We start from the raw sequence: 21997 nt of genomic DNA, 5'->3' as shown, positions 1-21997 counted from the left end.
CTGTAGCACAAACTTTGACAGCCCTGTCCGCCCATGCCATCCGCCTGGCATGCCAAACCGGATCGCCAAGAACGTCTCCATCACGCTCGAGCTGGATCAGTTCATCACCGCCCAGATCGCCTCCGGGCGCTACCAGAACGCGAGCGAGGTCATGCGAGCAGCTCTGCGTCTGCTGGAACGTGAGGAGACTGCTGAGAGCCGCAGGCGCGCCCGTCTTGCTGAGCAAAAGCTCCAGCATGCCTGAGGCCGAGCAGCTAGGACTTCGCGAGCAAGTCCAGGAAAGCAGGTCAGCGGGAGCGAGGGAGGAGCGCTACCGAGCGATCGTCGAGAGCGCAATCGACTTCGCCATCTTCGCTATGGACCGGGACGGGCGTGTCACCGACTGGAACCAGGGCGCGACCCGCATCCTGGGCTGGAGCAAGGGAGAGATCGTCGGTCAACTCGTCCGCCTCATCTTCACGCCCGAGGACCAAGCAGAAGACAGGCCTGAGCAGGAGTTGCGCACCGCGATGGAGTGCGGCCGAGCCCTGGACGAGCGCTGGCACCAGCGTAAGGACGGCAGCCGCTTCTGGGCTGTGGGCGAGCTGATGCCGCTCAGGACCGAAGCCGGAGAGGTCGAGGGCTTCGTCAAGATCCTGCGCGACCGCACGGCTCAGCACCAGCAAGAGGAGCGCCTGCGCGCCCAGGCCAGCACCCTGCGGACGATCACGGACCACGTCAGCGAGGCCGTGTTCCAGCTGGACGCGAGCGGCAACATTACGTTCGCCAACACCGCCGCCGAGGCGATGTTCGGCTGGCCGGCCGAAGAGCTCCTCGGGCGCAACCTGCACGAGGCGCTGCACCACCACTACCCGGACGGTCGCCCCTACCCGGCCGAAGACTGCCGGGTGGTAGCTGCGCTACACACCGGCGAGGTCTTGCGAGATCACGAGGAGGTGTTCTTCCGCCGGGACGGCACCTCGCGCCATGTGCTGTGCACGAACGCGCCTGTGCGCGTGGACGGCCGGATCGCCGGCACGGTTCTGACGGTCACCGACATCACCGAGCGCAAGCAGGCCGAAGCAGCCTTGGCGGAGACAACCCGCCGGCTGAATGCGGTGCTGGACAACGCGACGGTCGCGATCTTCCTCATGGATGACCGGCAGCACTGCGCCTACATGAACGCGGCGGCGGAGCGGCTGACGGGCTACACCTTTGCCGAGACGCAAGGCCGTCCCCTCCACGACGTCATTCACCATACCCGGCCGGACGGCAGCCACTTCCCGCTGCACGAGTGCGCCATCGACCGCGCCTTCCCGGAGAACGCTCACACTGACGGCGAGGAGGTTTTCGTCCACAAGGACGGGCACTTCTACCCGGTCGCCTTCAACGCAAGTCCTGTCCGGGATGAGGCGTCCCGGACCATCGGCACCATCATCGAGGTGCGCGACATCTCGGTCGAGAAGGCGCATGAGGCGGCCTTGCGCGAGAGCAACGAGCGGCTCGCGAGTGAGCGTCACGCGCTCGAGGTGCTCAACCGGACCGGCACCCGGATCGCAGCTGAGTTGGAACTCGACCGGCTCGTCCAGACAGTGGTGGATGCCGGGGTCGAGCTGACGGGAGCGCAGTTCGGCGCCTTCTTCTACAACGTGCTCGATGAGGCCGGGGGCAAGTACATGCTCTACGCGCTCTCGGGTGCGGAGCGGAGTGCATTCGAGAAGTTCGGCATGCCGCGTGCCACGGCCGTGTTCGCGCCGACCTTCCTGGGTGAGGGTGTGATCCGCTCTGCCGACATCCTGAAGGATGAGCGCTACGGGCGAAACTCACCCCACTCCGGCATGCCAAAGGGCCACCTGCCGGTGCGTAGCTACTTGGCGGTTCCGGTGACGTCCCGCTCAGGTGAGGTGATCGGGGGCTTGTTCTTTGGCCACCCGGAGCCGGACGTGTTCAGCGAGCGCTCCGAGGAGTTGATGAGCGGTCTTGCGGCACAAGCTGCCATCGGCATCGACAACGCACGTCTGTTCCAAGCGGCCCAGCAGGCGAACGCGACGCTGGAGCGGCGGGTCGAGGAGCGCACAGCCGAGCTTCAGAAGACAGAGGAGGCGCTGCGCCAATCGCAGAAGATGGAGGCTGTGGGCCAGCTCACGGGTGGGCTCGCGCACGACTTCAACAACCTGCTCACCGGCATCTCGGGCAGCCTAGAGCTTCTCCAGACGCGGATGGCGCAAGGGCGACTGACAGACCTCGACCGCTACATCAACGCGGCCCAGGGTGCCGCGAAGCGCGCCGCTGCCTTGACCCACCGGCTGCTCGCCTTCTCGCGCCGCCAGACGCTCGACCCGAAGCCCACCAACGTGAACGACCTGATCCATGGCATGGAGGAGCTGATCCGGCGCACCGTTGGACCTGAGATCGCTGTGGAGGTTGTTGGCTCGGCTGGACTCTGGCCGGCGCTCGTTGACCCACCCCAGCTTGAGAACGCGCTGCTGAACCTCTGCATCAACGCCCGCGACGCGATGCCGGGGGTGGGCGCATCACCATCGAGACCGCCAACAAGTGGCTGGATGATCGCGCCGCGAAGGAGCGTGACCTCCCACCCGGTCAGTACCTGTCGCTCTGCGTGACCGACACCGGCACTGGCATGACGCCAGACGTGATCGCCAAGGCCTTCGACCCGTTCTTCACCACCAAGCCCATCGGTCAGGGCACCGGGCTCGGCCTCTCGATGATCTACGGCTTCGCCCGGCAATCGGGCGGGCAGGTTCGGATCTACTCCGAGGTGGGCCAGGGCACGACCATGTGCCTCTACCTGCCCCGCTACTATGGCGAGGCAGAGGAGGCAGATGCCCTGGCTGGCCTGAGCGACGCACCGCGAGCCGCGCAGGGCGAGACGGTGCTGATCGTCGATGACGAGCCCAGCGTGCGCATGCTGGTGACGGAGGTGCTGGAGGATCTCGGCTACACGGCCATCGAGTCGGCGGATGGGGCTTCGGGGCTGAGGGTGCTGCAATCGGACGTGCGCCTCGACCTTCTCGTGACGGATGTGGGTCTGCCTGGAGGCATGAACGGTCGGCAGATGGCAGATGCAGGCCGAGTAGCGCGCCCCGGTCTGAAGGTGCTGTTCATCACCGGCTATGCTGAGAACGCGGTGATCGGCAACGGGCATCTGGAGCCAGGCATGCAGGTGCTCACGAAACCCTTTGTCATGGAGACGCTCGCCAGCCGCATCCGAGAGATGATCGAGAACGAGGCGTAGCCAAAGGCCCTGCGGGCCGATCCATAACATCCAGTCGGCGAACGACCGCTTTAGAGATGCCACCGCAGGTCGCTGAATGGCCGAGATGGGCGCAATGAGGAAGGTCTGCTTTTCGGCCAAGAGCCAAAGGGTGGTTTTACTGCCGATCGGCACAGCTTTTCAGTTGAGGCCGATCCGAGCCTCAAAGCAGCGACAGCCACGCAGGTCACCCTGCTAGCGTGGCCTGTTCAGCTTGCAGCTCACGCGACGGGCCCTCGGCCAGCCGTAGTAGATTACCTCAGTTCGAACGGTGGCATGGCGAGTGATCTCAGCGATGGAGGCTTCTCTCGTCTCAAGATCCACGCCTCCGTCATGTGAGAAGGTGCAGGTGAAAGCTACGTCCCTGACCGGATTGGATCCTGTGTTCTGGATGTCGACCAGTGCCTTCTGCGGCGCGTGCGAGTCTGAAGGCTGGACGAGCGCGACTTCCCTTATCTCGACCGGGCCATTCGCCTCTGCCGGGCCGACGCCCGCGATGAGAAGGCCTAGCAGCACGAGTTCTACGATCAGCGCGGTGACGTCCTTCATCTCAGGCCTACGGTTCGGAAGCAGCAAGCGGCCAGATCGAACAATCCAACAGACTGCCCGATTTCAGGCGCTCCAGAACAAACGCGGCGCCTTCGGCCTCACGTCCTGCGCCCGAGGCTTGCACGCCGCTTGATCACCGCATCGACCGAGAGAGGCCCCGACCCTCCGAGGACAAGGGTCGCGAGGCAGGCGAGGTAGAGCAGGTCCGTCTCGTAGCCGGGCTGCCCGAAGCGCGCGCCGGTCTCTGTGATCGCCTGAAGCTTGATGGAGCTGAACCCGTAGGGCAGGTGCACAGTGAACATCGCGACCAGCAGGACGATGGCCATCGGAACGCTGGCCAACGGGATAAAGCTGCCGAGCAGCACCGCCAGCCCGCCGAAGATCTCGACGAGGATCGTGAGCCATCCCATCAGGAACGGTTCCGGTATGCCCATGGCATGCAGGAGGGCGGGAAAGGCATCCGGACCGCGGGTCGCCTTTGCGACGCCATGCGCCATGAAGCCGTAACCGACGATCAGGCGGAGCGGCAGAGGCGCCCAGCGCCTCAGGAACGCTCCGCCTTGGATGTTCCAACCAGCGAAGACCGACATTGGTGTCCCTTGTTCTCGGGTAAAGGAAGGCTGCTCTCCCGCGGAGCAGGGCCGGCGGGAGGTTGCAGGGTGACGTCGTGTTCGGACGGGCGTGCGGATCTCTCAGGACGCGACCCGCTGGGCCGGGACAGAACGCGGATCCCGAGGACAGGCGGCCACGCCTCCTCCCGGCAGCGTCCTGCTCACCCCTCGGTGGCGGCCCGTCGCCGGATCTCCCGGACGAGCGGGTGCAACACCTCGGGATTCGCGGCCGCCACCAGTGAGTAGCCGAGCCCCTTCTGAGCCCAGGCACAGCCCGCGATCGGGCCGTAGATGTGGTCCACCATCGGCACATCGCCCGTACCGTCAAGCGAGCGCACGAGCATGACGATGCGGGTACCCCGGGCATCGTCGTACATCAGCATGCCGGCGGGCCCGTGCGGCGTCGCGACGAGACGACCGCCGAGGAGGTGGTAGCCGGCCTCGCTGAGGTCGGGCACGCCAACCGGTCGCTTCAGGCGGGACGAGAACCAGCGTGCGATCTCGTCTCGGTCCGAGGCTGCGAGTTCGATCGGTCGGGCCTGATCCGGCGCGTAGACCGCGTAGTTCGCTCTTGCTTCCTCTGCGAGCGCGGAGATGCCAGTCGGCTTGTCCGACAGGGAGCCGCGAGCCGTCCAGCCGCTGACGCCACCCAGCGCAATCAGCAGAGCTGCCGCGCCCGCTTGCCAAGCCGGAAGCCGTCGGCGACGGCGTGCCGCGATTAGTCGAGCGAGGTCCAGCTGCGGCGGCACAGGCTCCGCCGCGACCGGGGCGAACGCGGCCCGCAGATCATCGCGAAGCGCCATCAGCCGAGCGACGCGCGCTCGAGCCGCGCTATCGGCAGCCAGGTAAGCCTCGACGCGGGCTCGGCTGTCGGGGTCCAGGCGGCCGTCGACGAACGCCTGGAGGTCATCGTCGGTGATCGAACGCGCGTTCATTTCAACCTCCGCAGGGCCGGGCGCTGGAGTCGAGCAGCATCGACCTCGTCGTCCATCAGCTGGATCATCCTGTCGCGCGCCCGTGACAGGCGCGACATCACGGTGCCGATCGGCACGCTCAGCACCTCGGCCGTCTCGGCGTAGGACAGCCCCTCGACCGTCACGAGGAGCAGCACACCGCGCTGCTCCTCGGTGAGCGCATCAAGGGCACGCATGAGGTCCCTGGAGCCGAGGGCCGCCTCCTGCGGAGCGGGCATCGCGAGCGCCGCCTCGTGGGCCTCGTCGATTGGCAGGTGGGCTCCGCCGCGGCGCCGATGCTGACGCATACGGCTGACCGCGAGATTGTGCAGGATCGTGAAGAGCCACGAGCGCACGCTGCCGTCGGTCCGGCGCTGATGCCAGCGGGTAATCACCAATTCCAGCGTGTCCTGCACCAAGTCGTCGGCGTCTGCCCGATCCCGCGTGAGCGCTGCTGCGTAGCGTCTCAGCGCCGGAATCAACGGCTCCACGAGGAGCATCATCTGCTGCACGGCCTGCCTCCTGCGGAGTGCGCGCATCGCGCACCCGGATCGTGCCATCCGGCCCCATCCCAAGCGTCACGGGAGGGCAGACGCCGGGCCATCAGGATTATTCCGGCGGGTCGGACTTTTCTTCGGTCCACCTGGGACCAGTCCGCTCCTGAACCCTTCGTTCTTCAGCTTCTCGTCACCTCGGATAGCGCGCGTAGGCCGACGCGGGCGTGTTCGCGCGCTTGTGGGCACGGTCACCGTGCCAGAGGCTGGAGGTGGCCAAGTTGTCGGGATGTTGGCCGGCTCCCCGCTCGATCAGGCGGGGGTTCTGCAATTCCGCGCGGAGCGACCCGTCGCCGTCGCCCTCCGCACGGGCTCCCGGCATGGCCGCAAGGCTCAGGCAGATCGCTGCTGCGGCAAGGCGTGTGCAACACGTAGGGCTGACCTGACACATGTCTCTCGTCTCCTGCCGCTGCTGAAGCCACTCTCGGCCGCAGCGACGGCAGCACAGACGCGGATGAGGGCGGATTATTCCGCGTGTCTCATCGCTGCGCGCAGTCTCCTCCTGTTTGCCCCGCCACAGGGAGAACGGGCGATTGTGCCGCAGACCCGACCTTCGTAGCGTCCAGGCCGTATTTACAAACAAAAGCGCTGCGCGCGGTGCATGATTTTGGCCGGAAGCCGTTCGTCTGCTTTGAAATCTCTTCATGCGCAAAGCAGACGCGCCGTACCGTTGCATTCCAGATGGATCACAAAGCCCGATTTTCTCAACGATGGCGTCCGGAGCGCTACGGTTTGCCCCAGCGGAAGGATATGAAACGCACAATCAGCTCAAGGCTGCGGAGTGCTCGCATTCCGGCCACAACGTCACCTGAGGAGAGCGCCGAGGCTGTCGATCACCTGCACAGGCGCGAGGTCGGGATACTCCTCTGGCTGACGTGTGCGATTCACCCACACCGGCGTGAAGCCGTAGGCGGCCGCTCCAGCCACATCCCACCGATTTGACGACACGAACACGATCTCCCGGCGATCGACCCCAAGCCGCTCGAGCGCGAGGTCGTAGGCGCGCGGACTGGTCTTGAAGACCCCGGCCGGGTCGACCGACAAAACCGCGTCGAGGTGATCGTGAAGCGCGGCGCTGCTGACCGCCATCTCGAGCATCGCCGTGTCGCCGTTGGACAGGATCGCGGTCTTGAGCCCTTGTGTCCGAAGTGCGTCCAGGGTCGCGGGCACTTCCGGGTAGGCATCCAGTCGTCGATAGGCTTCCAGAAGTGCTGGCCTCAAGGACGGGTCCACGTTTGGGTGACGGGCCAACGCGTAATCGAGCGCCCGCTCCGTCAACGTCCAGAATGCCGTGTAGCGGCCACACAGGGAGAGCACCCAGGAATACTCGAGTTGCTTCTGACGCCAAGTGTCCGACAACGGCTTCGCGTCGGGCCCGACCGAGCCGGCATGGCGCTGCACGGCAGAGTGGACATCAAGCAAGGTGCCGTAGGCATCGAAGACGACGGCGCGGGCGCCGATCAGGATATCAGGCGTGGGCATCAAGGCCTCCTGGACGGATGGAACTGAACTCAGACCGACCTGACCTCTCCGCCGTCCATCCGCAGCACGGTCCCCGTCATCCAATGCGCCGCCGGGGAGACGGCGAACGCCACCACATCCGCGATCTCCTCCGCTGTCCCGAAGCGGGCGATCCCGGCCTGTCTCAGGAAGCCCTGTTTTGCGTCCTCGATGTCAATCTGCTTGGCCTCAGCGGCTCTCTGAAGCATCGCCGTGCGACGGTCGGTCATGATCGCGCCGGGCGACACGCAGTTGACCTGCACGTCATCCACGATGCCGCGTTCCGCGAACGCCTTAGCCAAGGCCTCTATGCACGCATTGATCGCGCCCACAGCTGCTGCGCCCGCCCGCGGAATCGCGGCCGCGTTGCCCGACATGAACACGACCGCACCCTGGGACACCCTAAGGGCATCCCACGCCCGAACGGTGAGGCGCCGAGCTGCGTGAAGCTTGAGTTCCAGACCCGCATGCCACTGCTCGTCCGTCATCTGAAAGACGTCCACCCCGGGAACCGCGCCGGCGATGTTGACCAGCGCGTCGATGCGGCCGAACGCGGACAGCGTCCGCTCGACAACGTTCGCGGCCGCCGCCGGCTCGGCCAGATCGGCGTCGATCACGAGCAACTCAGATCCGGCCGCCTTCACGGCCGCGGCCGTGTCCTCGAGCTTGGCCCGGTTGCGGGCCACCAGCACAAGCGCGGAGAAGTCCCGGGCCAGGCGCACGGCCGTGGCTCGACCGATGCCCTGGCTGGCCCCGGTCACGATGGCCACTGTCTTCGTCATCTCGATTTTCTCCGATCAGATCGGGCTCAGTGCACGACGACCATCTTCCCGCCGGCCGCGTTGGCTTCCATCATGCGATGCGCCTCGCGGACCTCGTCGAAGCCGAAGACGCGGGCGGGCTTCACGTCGAGCCGGCCGACAGCCGCGTCACGGGCGATCTGCCCGAGCGGGACGTCGGAGAGCGGAAAGCCGGGGGTGCCGAACACGAAGCTGCCGAAGAAGGTCAGATTGACGCCGCTCGGCATCTGCAGCAGCGGGTTGAAGTCCTGGATTGGATCGAGGCCGCCCAGCCAGCCTGCAAGGCACGAGCGGCCGCCACGGCGCAGGATCGCCAGTGAGTCCAGAACCACGCTGTTGCCGACGAGGTCCAGAATGGCGTCGATCCGCTTCGCCTCTGGGATATGCTGCGACAGGTTCGGCCGCTCGATCTCGCAACGCTCGGCGCCTAGAGCCTCCAGTTTGGCGAACCGCTCTGGATTGCGCGTGGTGGCGATGACGCGGACGCCGGCGTTTACTGCCATCTTGAGAGCGGCCTGACCGAACGACGAGGTCGCTCCGCGGATCAGCAGAAGCTGCCCCTCCTGGATTTCGAGATTGCGGAACAGGCAGGTCCAGGCGGTGGCATACGTCTCGGGGATGGCCGCGAGCTCGGCCCAGGGAAGATCGGCGTCAATCAGAGCGACGTTGCCGATAGGCGCCTGGGTGAACTGGGCGTAGCTGCCATTGATGGTGCGGCCGAGCCCGCCCATCAGCGCCGCCACTTTAGCGCCGACCGGAAATTCGCCGCCGGGACACGACTTGACGATACCGACGCACTCGATGCCTGAGACTGGCGCCGCCTCGGCCCATTCGCCTCGGCGCATGTGCACTTCGGCGTGGTTGATGCCGAAGGCTTTGATCTCGATGACGACGTGCCCGGCCAACGGTTCAGGTTCGGGGATGTCTCTGTAGGTCAGGACGTCGAGGCCTCCGAAGCCGTCCAAGACGATGGCGCGCATGGCAGTCTCCCTGATTGGCGGGCGCCGTTCGGGCGCACGATGGGCGGAGCGGGACGCTTCCCGGCGTCCCGGCATCGGGCTCAGGCGAGGAAGTCGCGGATCGCCGAAGCGATCTCGGCGGCGTGGGTCTCGAGCGCGAAGTGGCCGGTGTCCAAGAAGGTCACCTTCGCGTCGGGGATGTCGCGCCGGTACGCCTCGGCTCCTGCCGGTAGAAAGAACGGGTCGTTGCAGCCCCAGATCGCCAGGAGGCGCGGCCTGTGGCTGCGGAAGTACTCTTGGAAAGCCGGGTAGAGGGCGACGTTGCTCTTGTAGTCGCCGAACAGGTCGAGCTGCACCTCGTCGGCGCCGGGACGGCCCAGGTAGTAGTTGTCGAGCGAGTAACCGTCGGGTGAGACCTGAGTCGTATCGGCGACGCCGTGCGTATACTGCCAGATCGTCGACTCCGGCTTCAGGAGGTCGCGGAGAGCGTCGCGGTTGGGCTGCGACGGATCCTGCCAGTAGGCCCGGATGGGGTTCCACCCCTCGCTCAGCCCTTCCTCGTAGGCGTTGCCGTTCTGCGAGATGATGCCGGTGATCCGCTCCGGATGCTTCGCGGCGATCCGGAAGCCGGTCGGTGCCCCGTAGTCGAAGACGTACACCGCGAACCGGTCGAAGCCGATCACTTCGGTGAAGCGGTCGATGACCGAGGCGATGGCGTCGAAGCTGTAGGTGAACCGCTCCCGCGCCGGCCTCTCCGAAAGGCCGAAGCCCGGTAGATCGGGCGCCACGAGGTGGAAGCGGTCGGCCAAGAGTGGAATGAGATCCCGGAACATGTGGCCCGCGCTCGGGAAGCCGTGCAGCAGCAGCAGCTTGGGAGCAGTCGGGGCGCCTGCCTCCCGATACGCGATGCGGAAGCCGTCGACGTCGACGGTGCGATAGCGGATCTCGGACATGGCGTCCCTCTTTGGTAACCGCCTCAGTAATGATGGAGTGGTTATGGACGACTAGGAGTAACCTGTCAATTCGTAGTTTGAAGGTTACGCCCTAGGTCGCCAGTCTGGCATCGGAAGGCGTGTATGGGCATGGCTCTATGGCAGCGGCTCGTCGATCTCAGGTTGAAGATCCCTAACCCCCGTGGTGCAATCGACGGGGTTAGGTGCCATATGGAATGGGCCTGCCGGCGGCTTGGATGGCGACCTCATGGACAATCAGCACTCACCCGCGATCTTCGTAGCCGACGAGACCGGCCTCGACTTCCTCAACTCGGTCGCGACACCCGTCGATGTACCCGTCGACTGGATCGGCGACGGCGAGGGTCTGCTGCGTTGGCTCGAACAGGCCGGACTTGTGCCGGCGGCCGCGGCTGCGATCGTGCGGGACCGGGCTACGCCGGGGGAGCTCGACGTCGTCGCTGATCAGGCCCGGCAGCTGCGGGAGTGGTTCCGAGGCTACGTCGAAGAGCGTAGGGGCAGACCGCTCACGGCCGACGACCTGGCCGATCTCAAGCCGCTCAACCGACTCCTGGAGCGGGACGAGAGCTTCAACCAGATCGTGGCCCGGGATCACGACGGTCAGGTGCATCTGGAGATGCAGGCCTCGCGCCACTGGCGCGGTCCGGAAGCGCTGCTCCAGCCGATCGGGACGGCACTCGCCCGGCTCGTCTGCGAGGAGGATTTTACGCACATCAAGGCGTGCGAGGGACATAGCTGCACGCTGATGTTCGCCGACCATACGCGCCGCCGCAGCCGGAGGTGGTGCAGCATGGCGGTTTGCGGCAACAGGGCTAAGCAGGCTGCCCACAGAAGTCGCCACAGGCCCTAGCTGCAGACCTCAAGCAGGTCGCTCGGCGAACTGAGGAAACGATCAGCTTCCACGAGAGCGGTCCGACCTTTGGTCGTCCAGGGCTTCGGTGCTTCTGCCCCGAAGGCAGGTTGAAAGCGGAACGGCAGAGATCCTCCAGCAGCTTGCATCCGGGTTTGCGGTAGGCTGGACCAAAGAGCGCCCCTGAACCCAGCAGTGGGGTCAGGGGCAGTGTCAGATTAGGTCCTCTGCGGCCAATTAGCGAAAGTACCGGGCTCCTCACCAGAGTGGCGAACCGCGATCGACCGAGTTACGTCTTGCCGGAGCAAGTAGATCGAGACGACAAGCAGGACGAGATCTTTTAGGAGGAAGGCGGCGTTCATCGCCATGGCGGGGAATCCACCAGCGCCCGCTTCCCAGGCATCGGGCACGAACGGCAGGATTGTCAAAGTCGAGATGAATGTGGCTGTGGAGCCGAGGGCGCCCAACACGCCCAGCTTCTTGTTCCAGAAGCCCAGGAACAGGAGCGTGCCAAAGGTCCATTCGGAAGCGCCGAGGAAAATGGCCGTGCCGCGAATGCCTAGGATCGGAATGGTCCAAGAGGTGAACGGGCCGTGCGTGATCAGGGGGAGAAGTCCCCTGATCTCGGCTTCGAACCATTTGTCGTACCCGAACCAAGCGAAGATGACGACCATCGCGGCCCGGAGCAGGTGATAGTCGAGGTCGCGCCGGAGCAGACCCGAGCCAGCCAGCTTGTCGATGAGGAAGTTCATGGTGCCCTCCGAAGGCGTTGCGTTCAGTGCGTCCTTGATACCGACGGAGTTTGCGACATTCGATGCTTCACACAGCCGAAAATATGCCGGAAGGTCTCATCATGATCCGTCTCGGCGTCGACCGATCGGCGCAACCAGCTCATTGAACGGTCCGGCCATGATCGGCTCCGAGGCTGGCGAGGTCGTGGCGGTGGTGCAGACGGCGATGCTGGCGGGACTTCCTACCAGCGGCTACGAGACGCCGTCTTGGCGCACCCGACGATGGCAGAGGGGCTTGGTCCGCTCTTCGCGAGCGTGCCGCCGCAATCCCCGTAGCGACGCGGTCCTCACGATGGCGGCGGGACGGGCAATGCGGCGGACGGCGCACCCCGGCGCCACTGCGCCGGCGTGACGCCCATGCGCTGCTTGAAGGCGCGCTGGAAGGCGGCTTCGGACTGGTACCCGACCGTCTCCGCAACCGCACCCGTGCTCGCGGACGGCTTCCGCAACTCGTTCGCCGCCAAGGTCATGCGGATGTCCATCAACAGCTCGCTGGCGGACTGGCCCAGTCTCTCCTGGAACTGCCGCGCCACGGTCGCCCTCGACATGTTGCAGAGGCGCGCCAGCTTGGGCAGCGTCCACGAGCGGCCCGGCTCGTTGAACAGGGCCGACAGGGCCGGAGCCAAGCGGGCATGGCCCGCCAGGGCCAGCAAGCCGACCGGCGTCTCCCGGGCCTCGCTGGCCAGTCGCAGCGTCAGCGTGAACAGCGCCGTGGACAGCGCGTCCAGCATGGCCCGGCCACCCAGGCTGTCGGACACTGCCTCACGGCGCATGAGCGAAACGAGGCCGTTCAGCACGTCCCGGGTTCCGGACAACGTCGCGGATGCGCCCGGGTCGGCCGTTCGCACCACGACCCGCAGCGGCAGGTAGTCCCGCAGCAGGCGGTCCTGGGGGGGCGCGAGCATGAAGTGCCCGCAGAGCATGTCGAGCCGCTCGCCCGCGCCTGCATTCTCGCTGATCAGCAGGTTGGAGCCCGCCCGCGTGTGCGCCGGCGCAGCAGGAGCTCCGCTGCCATCGTGGAGGACGTGTGCGTCCCCCCGCGGGAGCAGCAGGATGTCCCCGGCCGAGAGGCGCAACGGCGGGCCGCGCGACGGATCCTCAAGCGTGGCCGTTCCGGCGACAACGGCGTGATAGGCCATCTCACCGATCTCCGCACGGGCTTGGTCGATGCGCCAGGGGGCACCATAGGTACAGTAGATGTCGAGGCGCCCACGGACGGGGACAAGCGCGAGCAGGCGGCTCAGCCAGTCCTCGGGTGTTGCCATGGCGGACCTACGGGTTTGGAACGATAGGGCGGAATGCCGCCCGTTTTCCGCACTAATCAGCTCGCACGAGGCCTGTAAACCGCTTCCGGCGCTGCTCAGGTGCGTGGACGAGTGGACAACTCTTCTTTCATGACATCGAGGAACCTGCGCACTCGGGCGGGCGTGTGCTGTCGGGTTGGCAGCACCGCCCAGATAGCGAGCAACTCGGGCTCGGCGTCCTTCAGGGTGACCGTGACGAGCGTCTCGTCGGCTAGGTCCCGTGCCACGTCCCAATAAGTCAGGAGCGCGAGACCGGCGCCGGCAACGCAGGCGCCGCGAACCGTATCGACGCTGTTGGCCGCCAAGCAGCATGTCCGCTTCTCGCCAGCCTGAGGCCGAGTAAGCCAGCCTCAGGCAGTCGCAAGCGATCAGCTGGGATCCCGCCATCTTACCCGTCAGGACTTTGCACGCTTCCGTTTCGGATTAGGTGTTGAGGGCGGTGTCGCTTCGCCATCGCCTTCATCGACGGCGTCAGCAGCTGGCTGCCCCTCAGTTTCATCAGTGAGCCGATCGAACGCGCTCGCTTCCTCGATCTCTCCCGCCCGCATTGCGCTAGAGACCGACCGCATGGCCTCGCAGAAGCGCTGCAGCTGAGTAGCCCGTTCGCGGATGGCCTGCTCGAAGACGTCGATCTCCTCGCAGTTGCCCTCTCCGATCATCTCGATCAAAGCGCGGATCTCGTCCAGCTCCAGCCTGAGGCCGCGGCCGAAGCGCACGCGGGCGATGTCAGCTGCCGCGTACAGGTTTTGCCCGTCGCTCAATCGATGAGGCGCTGGCAGAACGGCTCGTCGTTCATAGTAGCGGATCGTAGAAGCATTCACCCCTGCCCGCTCGGCCAGCTCGTAAATCGTGACACCCATCTTCCGCCCTCCGCGTTCTGTGACGCAGCGGACCCTCCCCCATCCGATCCAGAGCTCAACGGGCTGCCGTTGTGAGACTATCTCGTGGACCTACGACGGCCACGGCGTGCTGGCGGTGATAGACATCGAGACCGCTCTAACCCTCGCGCCGAATTGGATGGTTGAGCGCGCGTCTCCACGATCTGCACTGTTAGGCGTACAGCTAACCCATTGAGTAAGCTGAGATAGTCACTCGGATGGCGTCGTGCGTTCGCCGACGAGAATGTGAGTAGTATCGTTAATCTACCCAGTTCTCGGTGGTTGATCCATGATTCAAGGACGGTCGGAAAGAAGGACACCTGCAGCGTCCCGTTTAGCAATCGAATTATAGCGAAAGGAGCCAGCGTGAAGCCTCACCGAAGACCACGCATGCCCGTGAGGTAGCCTCCTGAGGAAATCCCCGTCGCGGTAACGAGGCGTCCTGATGGCTGAGAACTCAAACACGACCCTGCAAAGCCTCTCATGGGCGGAGCCGAGCACGTGGGCAGTTGTGGCTTTGTCGGCCGTCTTCCTCAGCCTCGGAGGCCTGTTCATCGCGCTCCCCGCAGCCGGTGCGGCGATCTTCGGCATCCCGGCTCCGAGCGGTGTCTCAGTAGGCTACCTGCGTGCAATTGGCTTTCGCGATATCGCCTAAGCTCTCTACCTCGGCGGCCTCGCTCTGGTCTTGACGCGGCGCGCTGTGTGCCTTGTGCTGGGAGCCAGCGTGTTCATTCCCGTGTGTGACGTCATTCTGGTCTGGACTTCAGGATCTGCAGCCGCATGGCAGATCGCGCTTCATGCAGTGAGTGGAGCCGTTCTAGCCCTCATCGCCACATGGGTGTCTCGGTCGCCGCCCGGTGAGTGATCCTTACGACTCCGTGATCCCGAAGGCGTGTCGTTGAAGGCTAGTGGCGTATCGTTGTCCGTAGAAGCGCGAGAGAGAGGCCTGCTAGGCTTAAATAGAAACATCAGCCCTTACAGGATAATCGTAGAAGAATCTTAGGATGGAATTCTCTATCCACATCGTACCTTGGAGTACAACTCAATAAGACGCCAAGCCGCTTCGGAACTTTACTCGCTTAACGGAGTCGCCCGTGTGGGTGTAGCTCTGCCGTGGTGGGTCACATGCCGCTCTTCTATTTCGACTTCCACGACGGGCAGCGGCATTGCTTCGACGATGATGGCCGCGAGTTTCCTGACCTCAGCAGGGCGCGCGATGAGGTGATTGGCCCGCTGAGTGATGTTGCCCGCGATACGCGCCCGCCTGGGGATCGGCGAGATTGCATCGCGCACATCTGTGACGAGAGCGGAAGGATCGTGTTCCGTGCTCGCCTACCGCTCACCCCGGAATGGATGAGGTAGCGGCGTCCTGTGAGACTCCTTGTACATAGGTCAACCCGGCTTGCCGGGCTGCCCGATAGGGCATCGTGCAATTGCGGGAGACCGGCACGGTGATAGCTCCGCAGTTCCTGTTTATCTGTCCAAGTCGCACGTGGCGCTTGCAGCTCGCGAAAGAAGGTCTGGAAATATGGAATAAATTCTACACCCCAGTCGCCATAGCGCTGGCGCTTGGCTTTAGCAGCAAGGCTGTTGCAATTGATTTGAATTTCAAGTCATGCTCTCAATCTATATTATATACAGCCCGTCAAAACACAGATCAAAGGCGAGCATGGGACACGGCGTGACCGACCTGAGCTGAGAGCGGCGCTTACATCGGCGTTTGCAAGTGGCTCGATCGTCGTTTGGGGGCTCGACCACACGGCGCGTCGCTCAGCCAGCTGATCCAAGATCTTAAGCGTAGGCAGCCTCCCGGCCGGTCTTGCGCTCGCACAGCAACCTGCTCACCAGCTTGGTCATGACGGCCGCTAAGCCGTTCCGGAGCTCGTGCTCTGCTAGACACTCTGCCTCAGCCAGCACGAAGCTGATGCCATGGCCGCGGGCACCGCCGCGAGCCACCTCATCCCGGATGCGGAACGCCGTGAAGCAGCCATCGGCTGACTGGTACTGCTCCTCGAGGCGCATGTGCTGATCATAGCCAGGCGCGTCCATCAGAGCCCGCCGAGCGATGTCGAACACGTCCAAAGCTGAGAGGAGGTGGGGACGCGCCGGACGCTCCAATACGGCTTCGATGAAAGCAAATGGGTCCATGGTGCTGCTCCACCACTGTCGCGCTGTGCACAGGCGATCTGAGGGCTGAAGACCATTCTGAACTTCTCGCTGGCAGGATCCGTGATGCCAGTCACTGAAGTGTCGTCGACGGATTAGCAGCAATCCAGCAGTGGGAAGTAGCGATTCGAGTGTCGATCAGCTCCCGGCGGAGCGCGTCCAGGCGACGCAGCATGCCCGCCGCGTCCGCACCCATGAGGCGACTGTAGCTCACGATCTCGGCGACCATGATGCCTGCCAGACGACGTTTGGCAACTCTCCTGTTGTCCATGACACAGATCCGAAGCGGCCATTTGCAGCCGGATGTCTCCGACATCTCTCGAAGAGCATAACATGACCGGAGCGTGGACTACGCGTCTTCAGCCGACGCTGTGATGCTCCCAAGCAATCACCAGCGCACCCTTCAGGCAGTGGCTTCGCTGTCGCGGACTTTCACGTTGAACTGCGCAAGATCGAGTTCATCAAGGAAGAGGTCGTGCTTGCGACAGCTCATCGCGACCGCAACACGAGCAACAACGCGGCCGGTTACGTCCGTCAATGAGGTGGACTTTCGGGGTGGAATTGGAGCCGCCATCGGTCAGGCAGCCTGTGGTGGAAGTGTCGTGACGCTCTCCTCGATCAACGCCGAAGCAAACCCGGCCATGCCCTCGATCTGCATATAGCGGTGCTGAAGCTGCCACTCGTCGTTGGCCTCCAGAAGCACCGCACCGATCAGGCGTTGGATCGAGTCCGTGTTGGGGAAGATGCCGACCACATCGGCGCGCCGCTTGATCTCCTTGTTGAGGCGTTCCAGCGGGTTCGTGCTGTGAAGCTTGGCCCGATGCTGGAGCGGGAAAGTCAGGTAGGCCAGCACGTCCTCGCACGTGGCCTCGATGAAGACCTTCAGCTTCGGCCAGCGGTTGTGCAGTTGCTCGCCCAGGTGCTGAAGGGCGGCCCGGGCGGCGTCCTGATCGGGCTGCTGGAAGGCGTGGCGCAGGCCGGCAGCCACCATGGTCTGCTGGGTGCGCGGCACGTAAGCCAGCGCGTTCCGGGTCCAATGAACGCGGCAGCGTTGCCAGGTCGCCTTCAGCATCCGGCGGATGGCCGCCTTGAGCCCCTCGTGGGCATCCGAGATGACGAGCTGCACGCCCGAGAGCCCGCGCTTGACCAAGCTCCGCAGAAAGTCTGTCCAGAACACCTCGGCCTCGGAGGGACCGATGTGCAGGCCGACGATCTCGCGCCGGCCTTCGGTGTCCACCGCGACGGCGACTATGGCAGCGACAGAGACGATGCGACCGCCCTCGCGCACCTTCAGGTAGGTGGCATCGAGCCAGAGATAGGGCCACGCACCCGAGAGCGGACGCGTCAGGAAGGCTCCGACGCGCTCGTCGATCTCCTTGCACAGCTTCGACACCGAGGACTTGGAGATGCCCGACAGGCCCATGGCCTGCACCAAGTCGTCCACGCGCCGGGTCGAGACGCCGGCGATCCACGCCTCCTGGATCACGGCGACCAGCGCCTTCTCGACCGTGCGGCGCGGCTCCAGGAAGCCGGGGAAGTAGCTGCCGGTCCGCAGCTTGGGGATCTTCAGGTTGAGTGAGCCGAGCCGTGTGTCGAGGCTGCGCTCGCGATAGCCGTTGCGGTAGGTGCTGCGTTCGCCTGTGCGCTCGTAGCGGCCCGCGCCGATCAGGCCCTCCACGTCGGCCTCCATCAGGATCTGCAGGACCGTCTCGGCCAACGAGCGCAGGAAGTTGCCGTCGTCAGCCTTCTGCAGCGCCTCGATCAGTGCCACTCTGTCGTCGGTCATCGGGTGCTCCCGGCTCAGGTTGAAGTCCGCAAACTCCACCTTAGCCGCCGGCCCCGATGGCCACCCCAATCCCCACCGAAACGGTCCCGGAAATTACACCTCGTCCGTGGACGCTACCACGCGGCCTCGAACCTCGCGGCTTTCTCTCAACGATGCCACCTGCTGCATGACCAGCCTGAGCACCAGCGGCAACGATGGCTCACATTGTTCCGGCACAAAGTGGACTGCACCTGACCCGGCAATGAGGATTTCGGGGAAGCGTCGAGTCGGCGCTCAGAGACAGTGCGTCAGCGAAACAGGGGCAAACTACCACCTAACACCGCGAGACCGGCGATCAGGAGGGCCCCGGAAACACTCTCCAGTACAGCATCCTGTTGCGAATACCGCAACGAGACATAAGCCGCACTTGCAGCCAGTGTAAGCAATGCACTGACAATCAGCGGAATGATGTTCATATCAGCCCTCACCCTCGCGGAGGGGTTTACACGACTTCCGAGGGCGGGCAAGTGCTGAACCAGTTTTATCCCAATGAAGAATGCCCACTTGATCTGAATTAATCAGTACTAATCGGTCTTGAATAGACTACCTATCGAAATTTTTCAATACCTGAGGCTGCAATTGATCGTTCACGGCGAACCAATTTTTCGCATGGATGGATGTAGATGAGCAGCCGCTCCAGAGCCTGCACTCTGGTCCGCAATATGGCGCCAAGACATTGCTGGTCAGCTTGACCGCTCTAGGGACGCATTCGCCCAAAATTAAGCATCCGGCAAGAGGCCGCGGTAACGGTCTGCGCGCTATCGCTCACGTTGGAGGTTCGACCTGTCTGTCGAACCATCGAGCGTGTTGCATGTCCCTGCCGATTCCGACACGGCCTCTGGTTCTCTACGCGATGGCATTCGCGCTCGCCCTCGTTGTGCCGACGTTGATCTTCTGCGCCGTGATCACATGGCATTGGGTGAGCGCAGAGCAGGAGCGATATCAGGCGACCACCATCGATCTGACCCAGAGAGCCGCCGACGAGATCGACCGGTTCATCGAGGCCCGGATCACCATGCTCCAGGCTCTCGCAACATCCCCTGCGCTCGATGCAGGCGACTTCTCGCGGTTCGATCAGCAAGGTCGTGACCTGCTCGAAGCTGAAGGCATCGCGGTGATCCTGCGCGATCCGACTGGCCAGCAGCGGGTGAACACCCGCAAGCCGTTTGGCACGTCGCTTCCGCAGACCCCCGCGGATGCCGACCGCATCATGGCTGAGACGAAGAGGCCATATGTCTCAGACTTGACTACAGGGCATTTCCTGAAGCTGCCGATGGTGGTGCTGAGCGTGCCGGTGACCCGCGCTGGCAAGCTGCTCTACATCCTCGACGCCAGCATGCATCCGCTGGTCTTCGCCGATCTCCTTCAGCGATCGGGTATCCGCGCTCCGTATTTCGGCACGATCTCAGATCGTAACGGCCTCATCATCGCTCGCTCGATCAACAGCAGTTCAATGATTGGCCAACGCGCGCGATGCTTTTCCGAGCACAATCCCGGCCAAGGTACGTGGTCCGGCACGGACGCGGACGGTCAGCGCATTGCGGTGCACTTCCTGCGCTCCTCGCTGACAGGCTGGCAGGTCAGCATCGGCATCGAAGAGGCTGCTCTCGTCGCTCCGCTGACGCGATCCATCGCCTTGCTCGCGGGCTTGGGCGCCTTCCTCGCGTTCATTGCCATCGCTGTCTCACTGCCAATCCTGTGCAGGATGCTGGATGCACAGCGCGCAGCCGACGCGGCCACGCAGTCTTACGCTGAAGCCGAGGCGCGACAGCGCATGCTGGCCGACGCTCTGCCGCAGATGGTCTGGGTCATGTCCGGCGACAGGGGCGACGCAACTTACTCGAACCGGCAGTTCCGGGGCTTCTATGGCCCCTACGGTGCGACACGCTCTGAGCGCTTCAAGCGCCTTCATCCTGAGGATAGCCCCCGCTTCGTAGAGGCATGGGACGCCGCCAGAACCGTGGGTCAGCCCTACGAGATCGAGGCGCGCCTATGCCGCCAAGATGGTGTCTACCGCTGGCACAAGCTCATCGTCATCCCCGTCCGGCGAGAGGGTGAGGTGGTGGAATGGCTCGGGACCGCTCTCGACATCGACGACATACTCACGGCCCGTAGGCAGCTTGAGGAGACGACCGATCTCCTGCGCCTTGCCCAGGAAGCGGCAGAGGCGGGTTTGTGGGAGTGGAACGTGCAAACCGGCCTCGTGCGGCACTCCGCCGAGAGTGCCCGCATGCACGGCATACCCGTCACTCCTGAGGTTAGTTCGGACTGCGTGGTTGAGATGACCATCGCCGAGTGGGAGGCGCGGGTCTGCCCGGATGACCTGCCGCAGGTCTGGCGCGGGGTGCAACAGGCCATCGAGCAGCATTCAACCTACAGTGGCGAGTTCCGGACGGTCGAACCTCTGCCTGGAGGAAGGCCGCGCTGGGTACAGGTGTTTGCGCGGGGCATTTTCGACGAAGCCACCGGCGAGGTGATCCGCTTCGTCGGCCTGCATCTCGACATCACGCGGCGCAAGGAGGCCGAAGCTCGCGTCGAGCACATGGCCCTGCACGATGCCCTGACGGACCTACCCAACCGCACCTTCTTCCGCGAGCGCCTGCACGATGAGATCGGCCGGATAAGCCGAGGTGGTGGTCACTTCGCGGTGCTCTGCCTCGACCTCGACCGCTTCAAGGCGGTGAATGACACCTTCGGCCATCCGGTCGGTGATGCGCTGCTGAGGTGTGTGGCTGAACGCCTGAATCAGATCGTTCGTGAGCGTGGCACGGTCGCACGGCTCAGCGGTGACGAATTCGTCGTGATCCTCCCCGGCCTGCCTGACCTCACTACCGCGAGTATGATTGCGCAGGAGATCATCGGCGCGATCCGTGAGCCCTTCGACCTCGACGGCTGCATGGCCCACATCGGGGTGAGCATCGGCATTGCTGCTGGTCCCCAGGATGGAGACGACGCCGATACCCTCTTCAAGAATGCAGACATCGCGCTCTATCGCGCCAAGGCGGCTGGGCGGAACGTGTTCCGGTTCTACGAGGCTGGTATGGACGCCGCTGTGGCAGCTCGGAACCTGCTGGAACTCGATATGCGCGAGGCTATCGCGAGCGGCGGGTTCAGCCTGCACTACCAGCCGGTCGTCGATCTCACGAAGGGAGGTATCGGCGGGTTCGAGGCGCTTCTGCGCTGGCAGCATCCGGTGCGTGGTGCGATCTCGCCCGCCGAGTTCATCCCGATCGCGGAGGAGAGCGGTTTGATCGTCCCGCTGGGTGAGTGGGCGTTGCGCGAGGCATGCTGCGCAGCCGCCGCTTGGCCGAGCGACGTACGTGTGGCCGTAAACGTCTCGGCCGTTCAGTTCCAGCAGCCCGGCCTGGAGCAGAGCGTCGTCAAGGCTCTGTTGGCTTCTAGCCTTGCACCGAGTCGGCTGGAACTAGAAATCACCGAGAGCGTGCTTTTGACCGACGCTGAGACCGTCATAGCGATCCTGCATCGCCTGCGCGCACTCGGGGTACGCATCGCGCTTGACGACTTCGGTACCGGCTACTCCAGTCTGAGCTACCTGCGCCAATTTCCGTTCGACAAGATCAAGATCGACCGCTCCTTCATCCGCGAGATCGCCGAGCCGAACACGGCAGCGATCATTCGAGCAGTCGTGGCCCTCGGTACACGCCTCGGCATCGCGATCACGGCCGAAGGCGTCGAGACGGCGGATCAGCTTGAGCGCGTTAGACTCAAGGGCTGCACTGAGGTGCAGGGCTACCTATTCAGTCGGCCTCTCCCCGCAGCGGAGGCGCTCCAGTTTGCTCAGACGGGCAAGTGGGACGCAGCAGCGTGAGGCCTCAGTCTTAAGGGATCATGCCCGGCGGGACGACCTGCTCATTATCCTCGCCTGCTCGAACCTCTTGCGTTGGCCGCGGAGACGGCTTGGTGTCCGTGGGAGCCGAGTTCGGGCTGATGACGTCGTCCGACCACGTCAGAACGACGACCTGAGAATGTGTGGCCGCGACGCGATTACCGAGAAATTGCGCGGTGCCACGAA

Annotated in this window: 23 protein-coding genes and 2 pseudogenes; 7 read left to right on the top strand and 18 right to left on the bottom strand. The window is 64.3% G+C overall.

The genetic code is table 11. From position 1 onward, the window contains the following. Positions 1-49: 49 nt before the first annotated feature. Both DK389_RS13225 and DK389_RS13220 read left to right on the top strand, forming a co-directional pair. Positions 50-244 carry a type II toxin-antitoxin system ParD family antitoxin gene (locus DK389_RS13225; RefSeq protein WP_210206761.1) on the top strand — a complete coding sequence of 65 codons (195 nt, stop codon included), beginning with the start codon at positions 50-52 and terminating at the stop codon, positions 242-244. Beyond that, positions 237-3235, top strand: a pseudogene (locus tag DK389_RS13220) (PAS domain-containing hybrid sensor histidine kinase/response regulator). Before DK389_RS13225 ends, DK389_RS13220 begins: the two are co-directional and overlap by 8 nt. A gap of 213 nt (positions 3236-3448) precedes the next feature. On the opposite strand, the gene DK389_RS13215 reads toward DK389_RS13220, so the two are convergent. The 9 genes from DK389_RS13215 to DK389_RS13175 all read right to left on the bottom strand — a co-directional run bounded on the left by DK389_RS13215 (position 3449) and on the right by DK389_RS13175 (position 10132). Beyond that, positions 3449-3802, bottom strand: a complete 354-nt coding sequence (locus tag DK389_RS13215; RefSeq protein WP_109890185.1) for a hypothetical protein — start codon at positions 3800-3802, stop codon at positions 3449-3451. A 98-nt stretch (positions 3803-3900) separates the two neighbouring features. Continuing rightward, positions 3901-4392: a DoxX family protein gene (locus tag DK389_RS13210; RefSeq protein ID WP_109890183.1), complete on the bottom strand. Its 492-nt coding sequence runs from the start codon at positions 4390-4392 to the stop codon at positions 3901-3903. A gap of 182 nt (positions 4393-4574) precedes the next feature. Then, positions 4575-5348, bottom strand: a complete 774-nt coding sequence (locus tag DK389_RS13205) for an anti-sigma factor family protein (RefSeq protein ID WP_109890181.1) — start codon at positions 5346-5348, stop codon at positions 4575-4577. After that, the gene (locus tag DK389_RS13200) at positions 5345-5878 is read right to left on the bottom strand and encodes an RNA polymerase sigma factor (protein WP_109896357.1); all 534 of its coding nucleotides are present in this window, start codon (positions 5876-5878) and stop codon (positions 5345-5347) included. The genes DK389_RS13205 and DK389_RS13200 overlap by 4 nt, the downstream gene beginning before the upstream one ends. 175 nt (positions 5879-6053) lie before the next feature. Then, positions 6054-6242: a hypothetical protein gene (locus tag DK389_RS13195; RefSeq protein ID WP_109890179.1), complete on the bottom strand. Its 189-nt coding sequence runs from the start codon at positions 6240-6242 to the stop codon at positions 6054-6056. A gap of 482 nt (positions 6243-6724) precedes the next feature. Then, a complete protein-coding gene (locus tag DK389_RS13190; protein ID WP_109890177.1) occupies positions 6725-7402 on the bottom strand; it encodes a haloacid dehalogenase type II in 678 nt (225 codons plus the stop codon). Between the two features lie 29 nt (positions 7403-7431). Beyond that, positions 7432-8202, bottom strand: coding sequence for an SDR family oxidoreductase (locus tag DK389_RS13185; RefSeq protein ID WP_109890175.1), 771 nt, complete (start codon positions 8200-8202; stop codon positions 7432-7434). A gap of 26 nt (positions 8203-8228) precedes the next feature. Beyond that, positions 8229-9200 (bottom strand): zinc-binding alcohol dehydrogenase family protein, encoded by a 972-nt coding sequence (locus tag DK389_RS13180; RefSeq protein ID WP_109890173.1) that lies wholly within the window; start codon positions 9198-9200, stop codon positions 8229-8231. An 80-nt stretch (positions 9201-9280) separates the two neighbouring features. Beyond that, positions 9281-10132 carry an alpha/beta fold hydrolase gene (locus tag DK389_RS13175; protein ID WP_109890171.1) on the bottom strand — a complete coding sequence of 284 codons (852 nt, stop codon included), beginning with the start codon at positions 10130-10132 and terminating at the stop codon, positions 9281-9283. Between the two features lie 247 nt (positions 10133-10379). Here DK389_RS13175 and DK389_RS13170 point away from each other — a divergent pair, with 247 nt between their 5' ends. Beyond that, the gene (locus DK389_RS13170) at positions 10380-11000 is read left to right on the top strand and encodes a CGNR zinc finger domain-containing protein (protein ID WP_109890169.1); all 621 of its coding nucleotides are present in this window, start codon (positions 10380-10382) and stop codon (positions 10998-11000) included. Positions 11001-11218: 218 nt separating this feature from the next. Here DK389_RS13170 and DK389_RS13165 read toward each other — a convergent pair whose 3' ends face one another. The 4 genes from DK389_RS13165 to DK389_RS13145 form a co-directional block, all read right to left on the bottom strand. Then, a complete protein-coding gene (locus DK389_RS13165; protein ID WP_109890167.1) occupies positions 11219-11752 on the bottom strand; it encodes a YkgB family protein in 534 nt (177 codons plus the stop codon). Positions 11753-12078: 326 nt separating this feature from the next. Continuing rightward, entirely contained in the window at positions 12079-13056 is a 978-nt protein-coding gene (locus DK389_RS13155; protein ID WP_109890165.1) for an AraC family transcriptional regulator, read from the bottom strand. 95 nt (positions 13057-13151) lie between these two features. Next, the gene (locus DK389_RS13150) at positions 13152-13400 is read right to left on the bottom strand and encodes a LysR substrate-binding domain-containing protein (RefSeq protein ID WP_109890163.1); all 249 of its coding nucleotides are present in this window, start codon (positions 13398-13400) and stop codon (positions 13152-13154) included. Between the two features lie 90 nt (positions 13401-13490). Then, entirely contained in the window at positions 13491-13955 is a 465-nt protein-coding gene (locus DK389_RS13145) for a MerR family transcriptional regulator (protein WP_109890161.1), read from the bottom strand. Positions 13956-14418: 463 nt separating this feature from the next. Here DK389_RS13145 and DK389_RS34215 point away from each other — a divergent pair, with 463 nt between their 5' ends. The 3 genes and pseudogenes from DK389_RS34215 to DK389_RS35610 all read left to right on the top strand — a co-directional run bounded on the left by DK389_RS34215 (position 14419) and on the right by DK389_RS35610 (position 15335). Then, a complete protein-coding gene (locus tag DK389_RS34215) occupies positions 14419-14628 on the top strand; it encodes a hypothetical protein (protein ID WP_236960845.1) in 210 nt (69 codons plus the stop codon). A 15-nt stretch (positions 14629-14643) separates the two neighbouring features. Further along, a pseudogene (locus DK389_RS35260) lies at positions 14644-14838 on the top strand (DUF4267 domain-containing protein); the annotation flags it as partial. A 260-nt stretch (positions 14839-15098) separates the two neighbouring features. Next, positions 15099-15335, top strand: coding sequence for a DUF6894 family protein (locus tag DK389_RS35610; RefSeq protein WP_418292030.1), 237 nt, complete (start codon positions 15099-15101; stop codon positions 15333-15335). Between the two features lie 429 nt (positions 15336-15764). Here DK389_RS35610 and DK389_RS13130 read toward each other — a convergent pair whose 3' ends face one another. The 5 genes from DK389_RS13130 to DK389_RS32325 form a co-directional block, all read right to left on the bottom strand. Next, complete coding sequence (locus tag DK389_RS13130) at positions 15765-16121, bottom strand: hypothetical protein (RefSeq protein WP_109890157.1); 357 nt, start codon at positions 16119-16121, stop codon at positions 15765-15767. Between the two features lie 91 nt (positions 16122-16212). Continuing rightward, positions 16213-16410 (bottom strand): hypothetical protein, encoded by a 198-nt coding sequence (locus DK389_RS13125; protein ID WP_109890155.1) that lies wholly within the window; start codon positions 16408-16410, stop codon positions 16213-16215. Between the two features lie 132 nt (positions 16411-16542). Then, a complete protein-coding gene (locus DK389_RS34975; RefSeq protein ID WP_257791942.1) occupies positions 16543-16677 on the bottom strand; it encodes a hypothetical protein in 135 nt (44 codons plus the stop codon). A gap of 39 nt (positions 16678-16716) precedes the next feature. Beyond that, on the bottom strand, positions 16717-17925 hold the full coding sequence (locus DK389_RS13120) for an IS256 family transposase (RefSeq protein WP_109890153.1): 1209 nt from the start codon (positions 17923-17925) through the stop codon (positions 16717-16719). Positions 17926-18212: 287 nt separating this feature from the next. After that, complete coding sequence (locus DK389_RS32325) at positions 18213-18380, bottom strand: hypothetical protein (protein ID WP_162560630.1); 168 nt, start codon at positions 18378-18380, stop codon at positions 18213-18215. A gap of 395 nt (positions 18381-18775) precedes the next feature. Between DK389_RS32325 and DK389_RS13110 the strand changes: the two genes are divergently transcribed. Continuing rightward, positions 18776-21793 (top strand): bifunctional diguanylate cyclase/phosphodiesterase, encoded by a 3018-nt coding sequence (locus DK389_RS13110; RefSeq protein ID WP_162560629.1) that lies wholly within the window; start codon positions 18776-18778, stop codon positions 21791-21793. Positions 21794-21997: the final 204 nt, after the last annotated feature.

It is taken from the genome of Methylobacterium durans (assembly GCF_003173715.1).
Lineage (GTDB): Bacteria > Pseudomonadota > Alphaproteobacteria > Rhizobiales > Beijerinckiaceae > Methylobacterium > Methylobacterium durans.
This window is presented reverse-complemented; position numbering and strand designations above follow the sequence as displayed.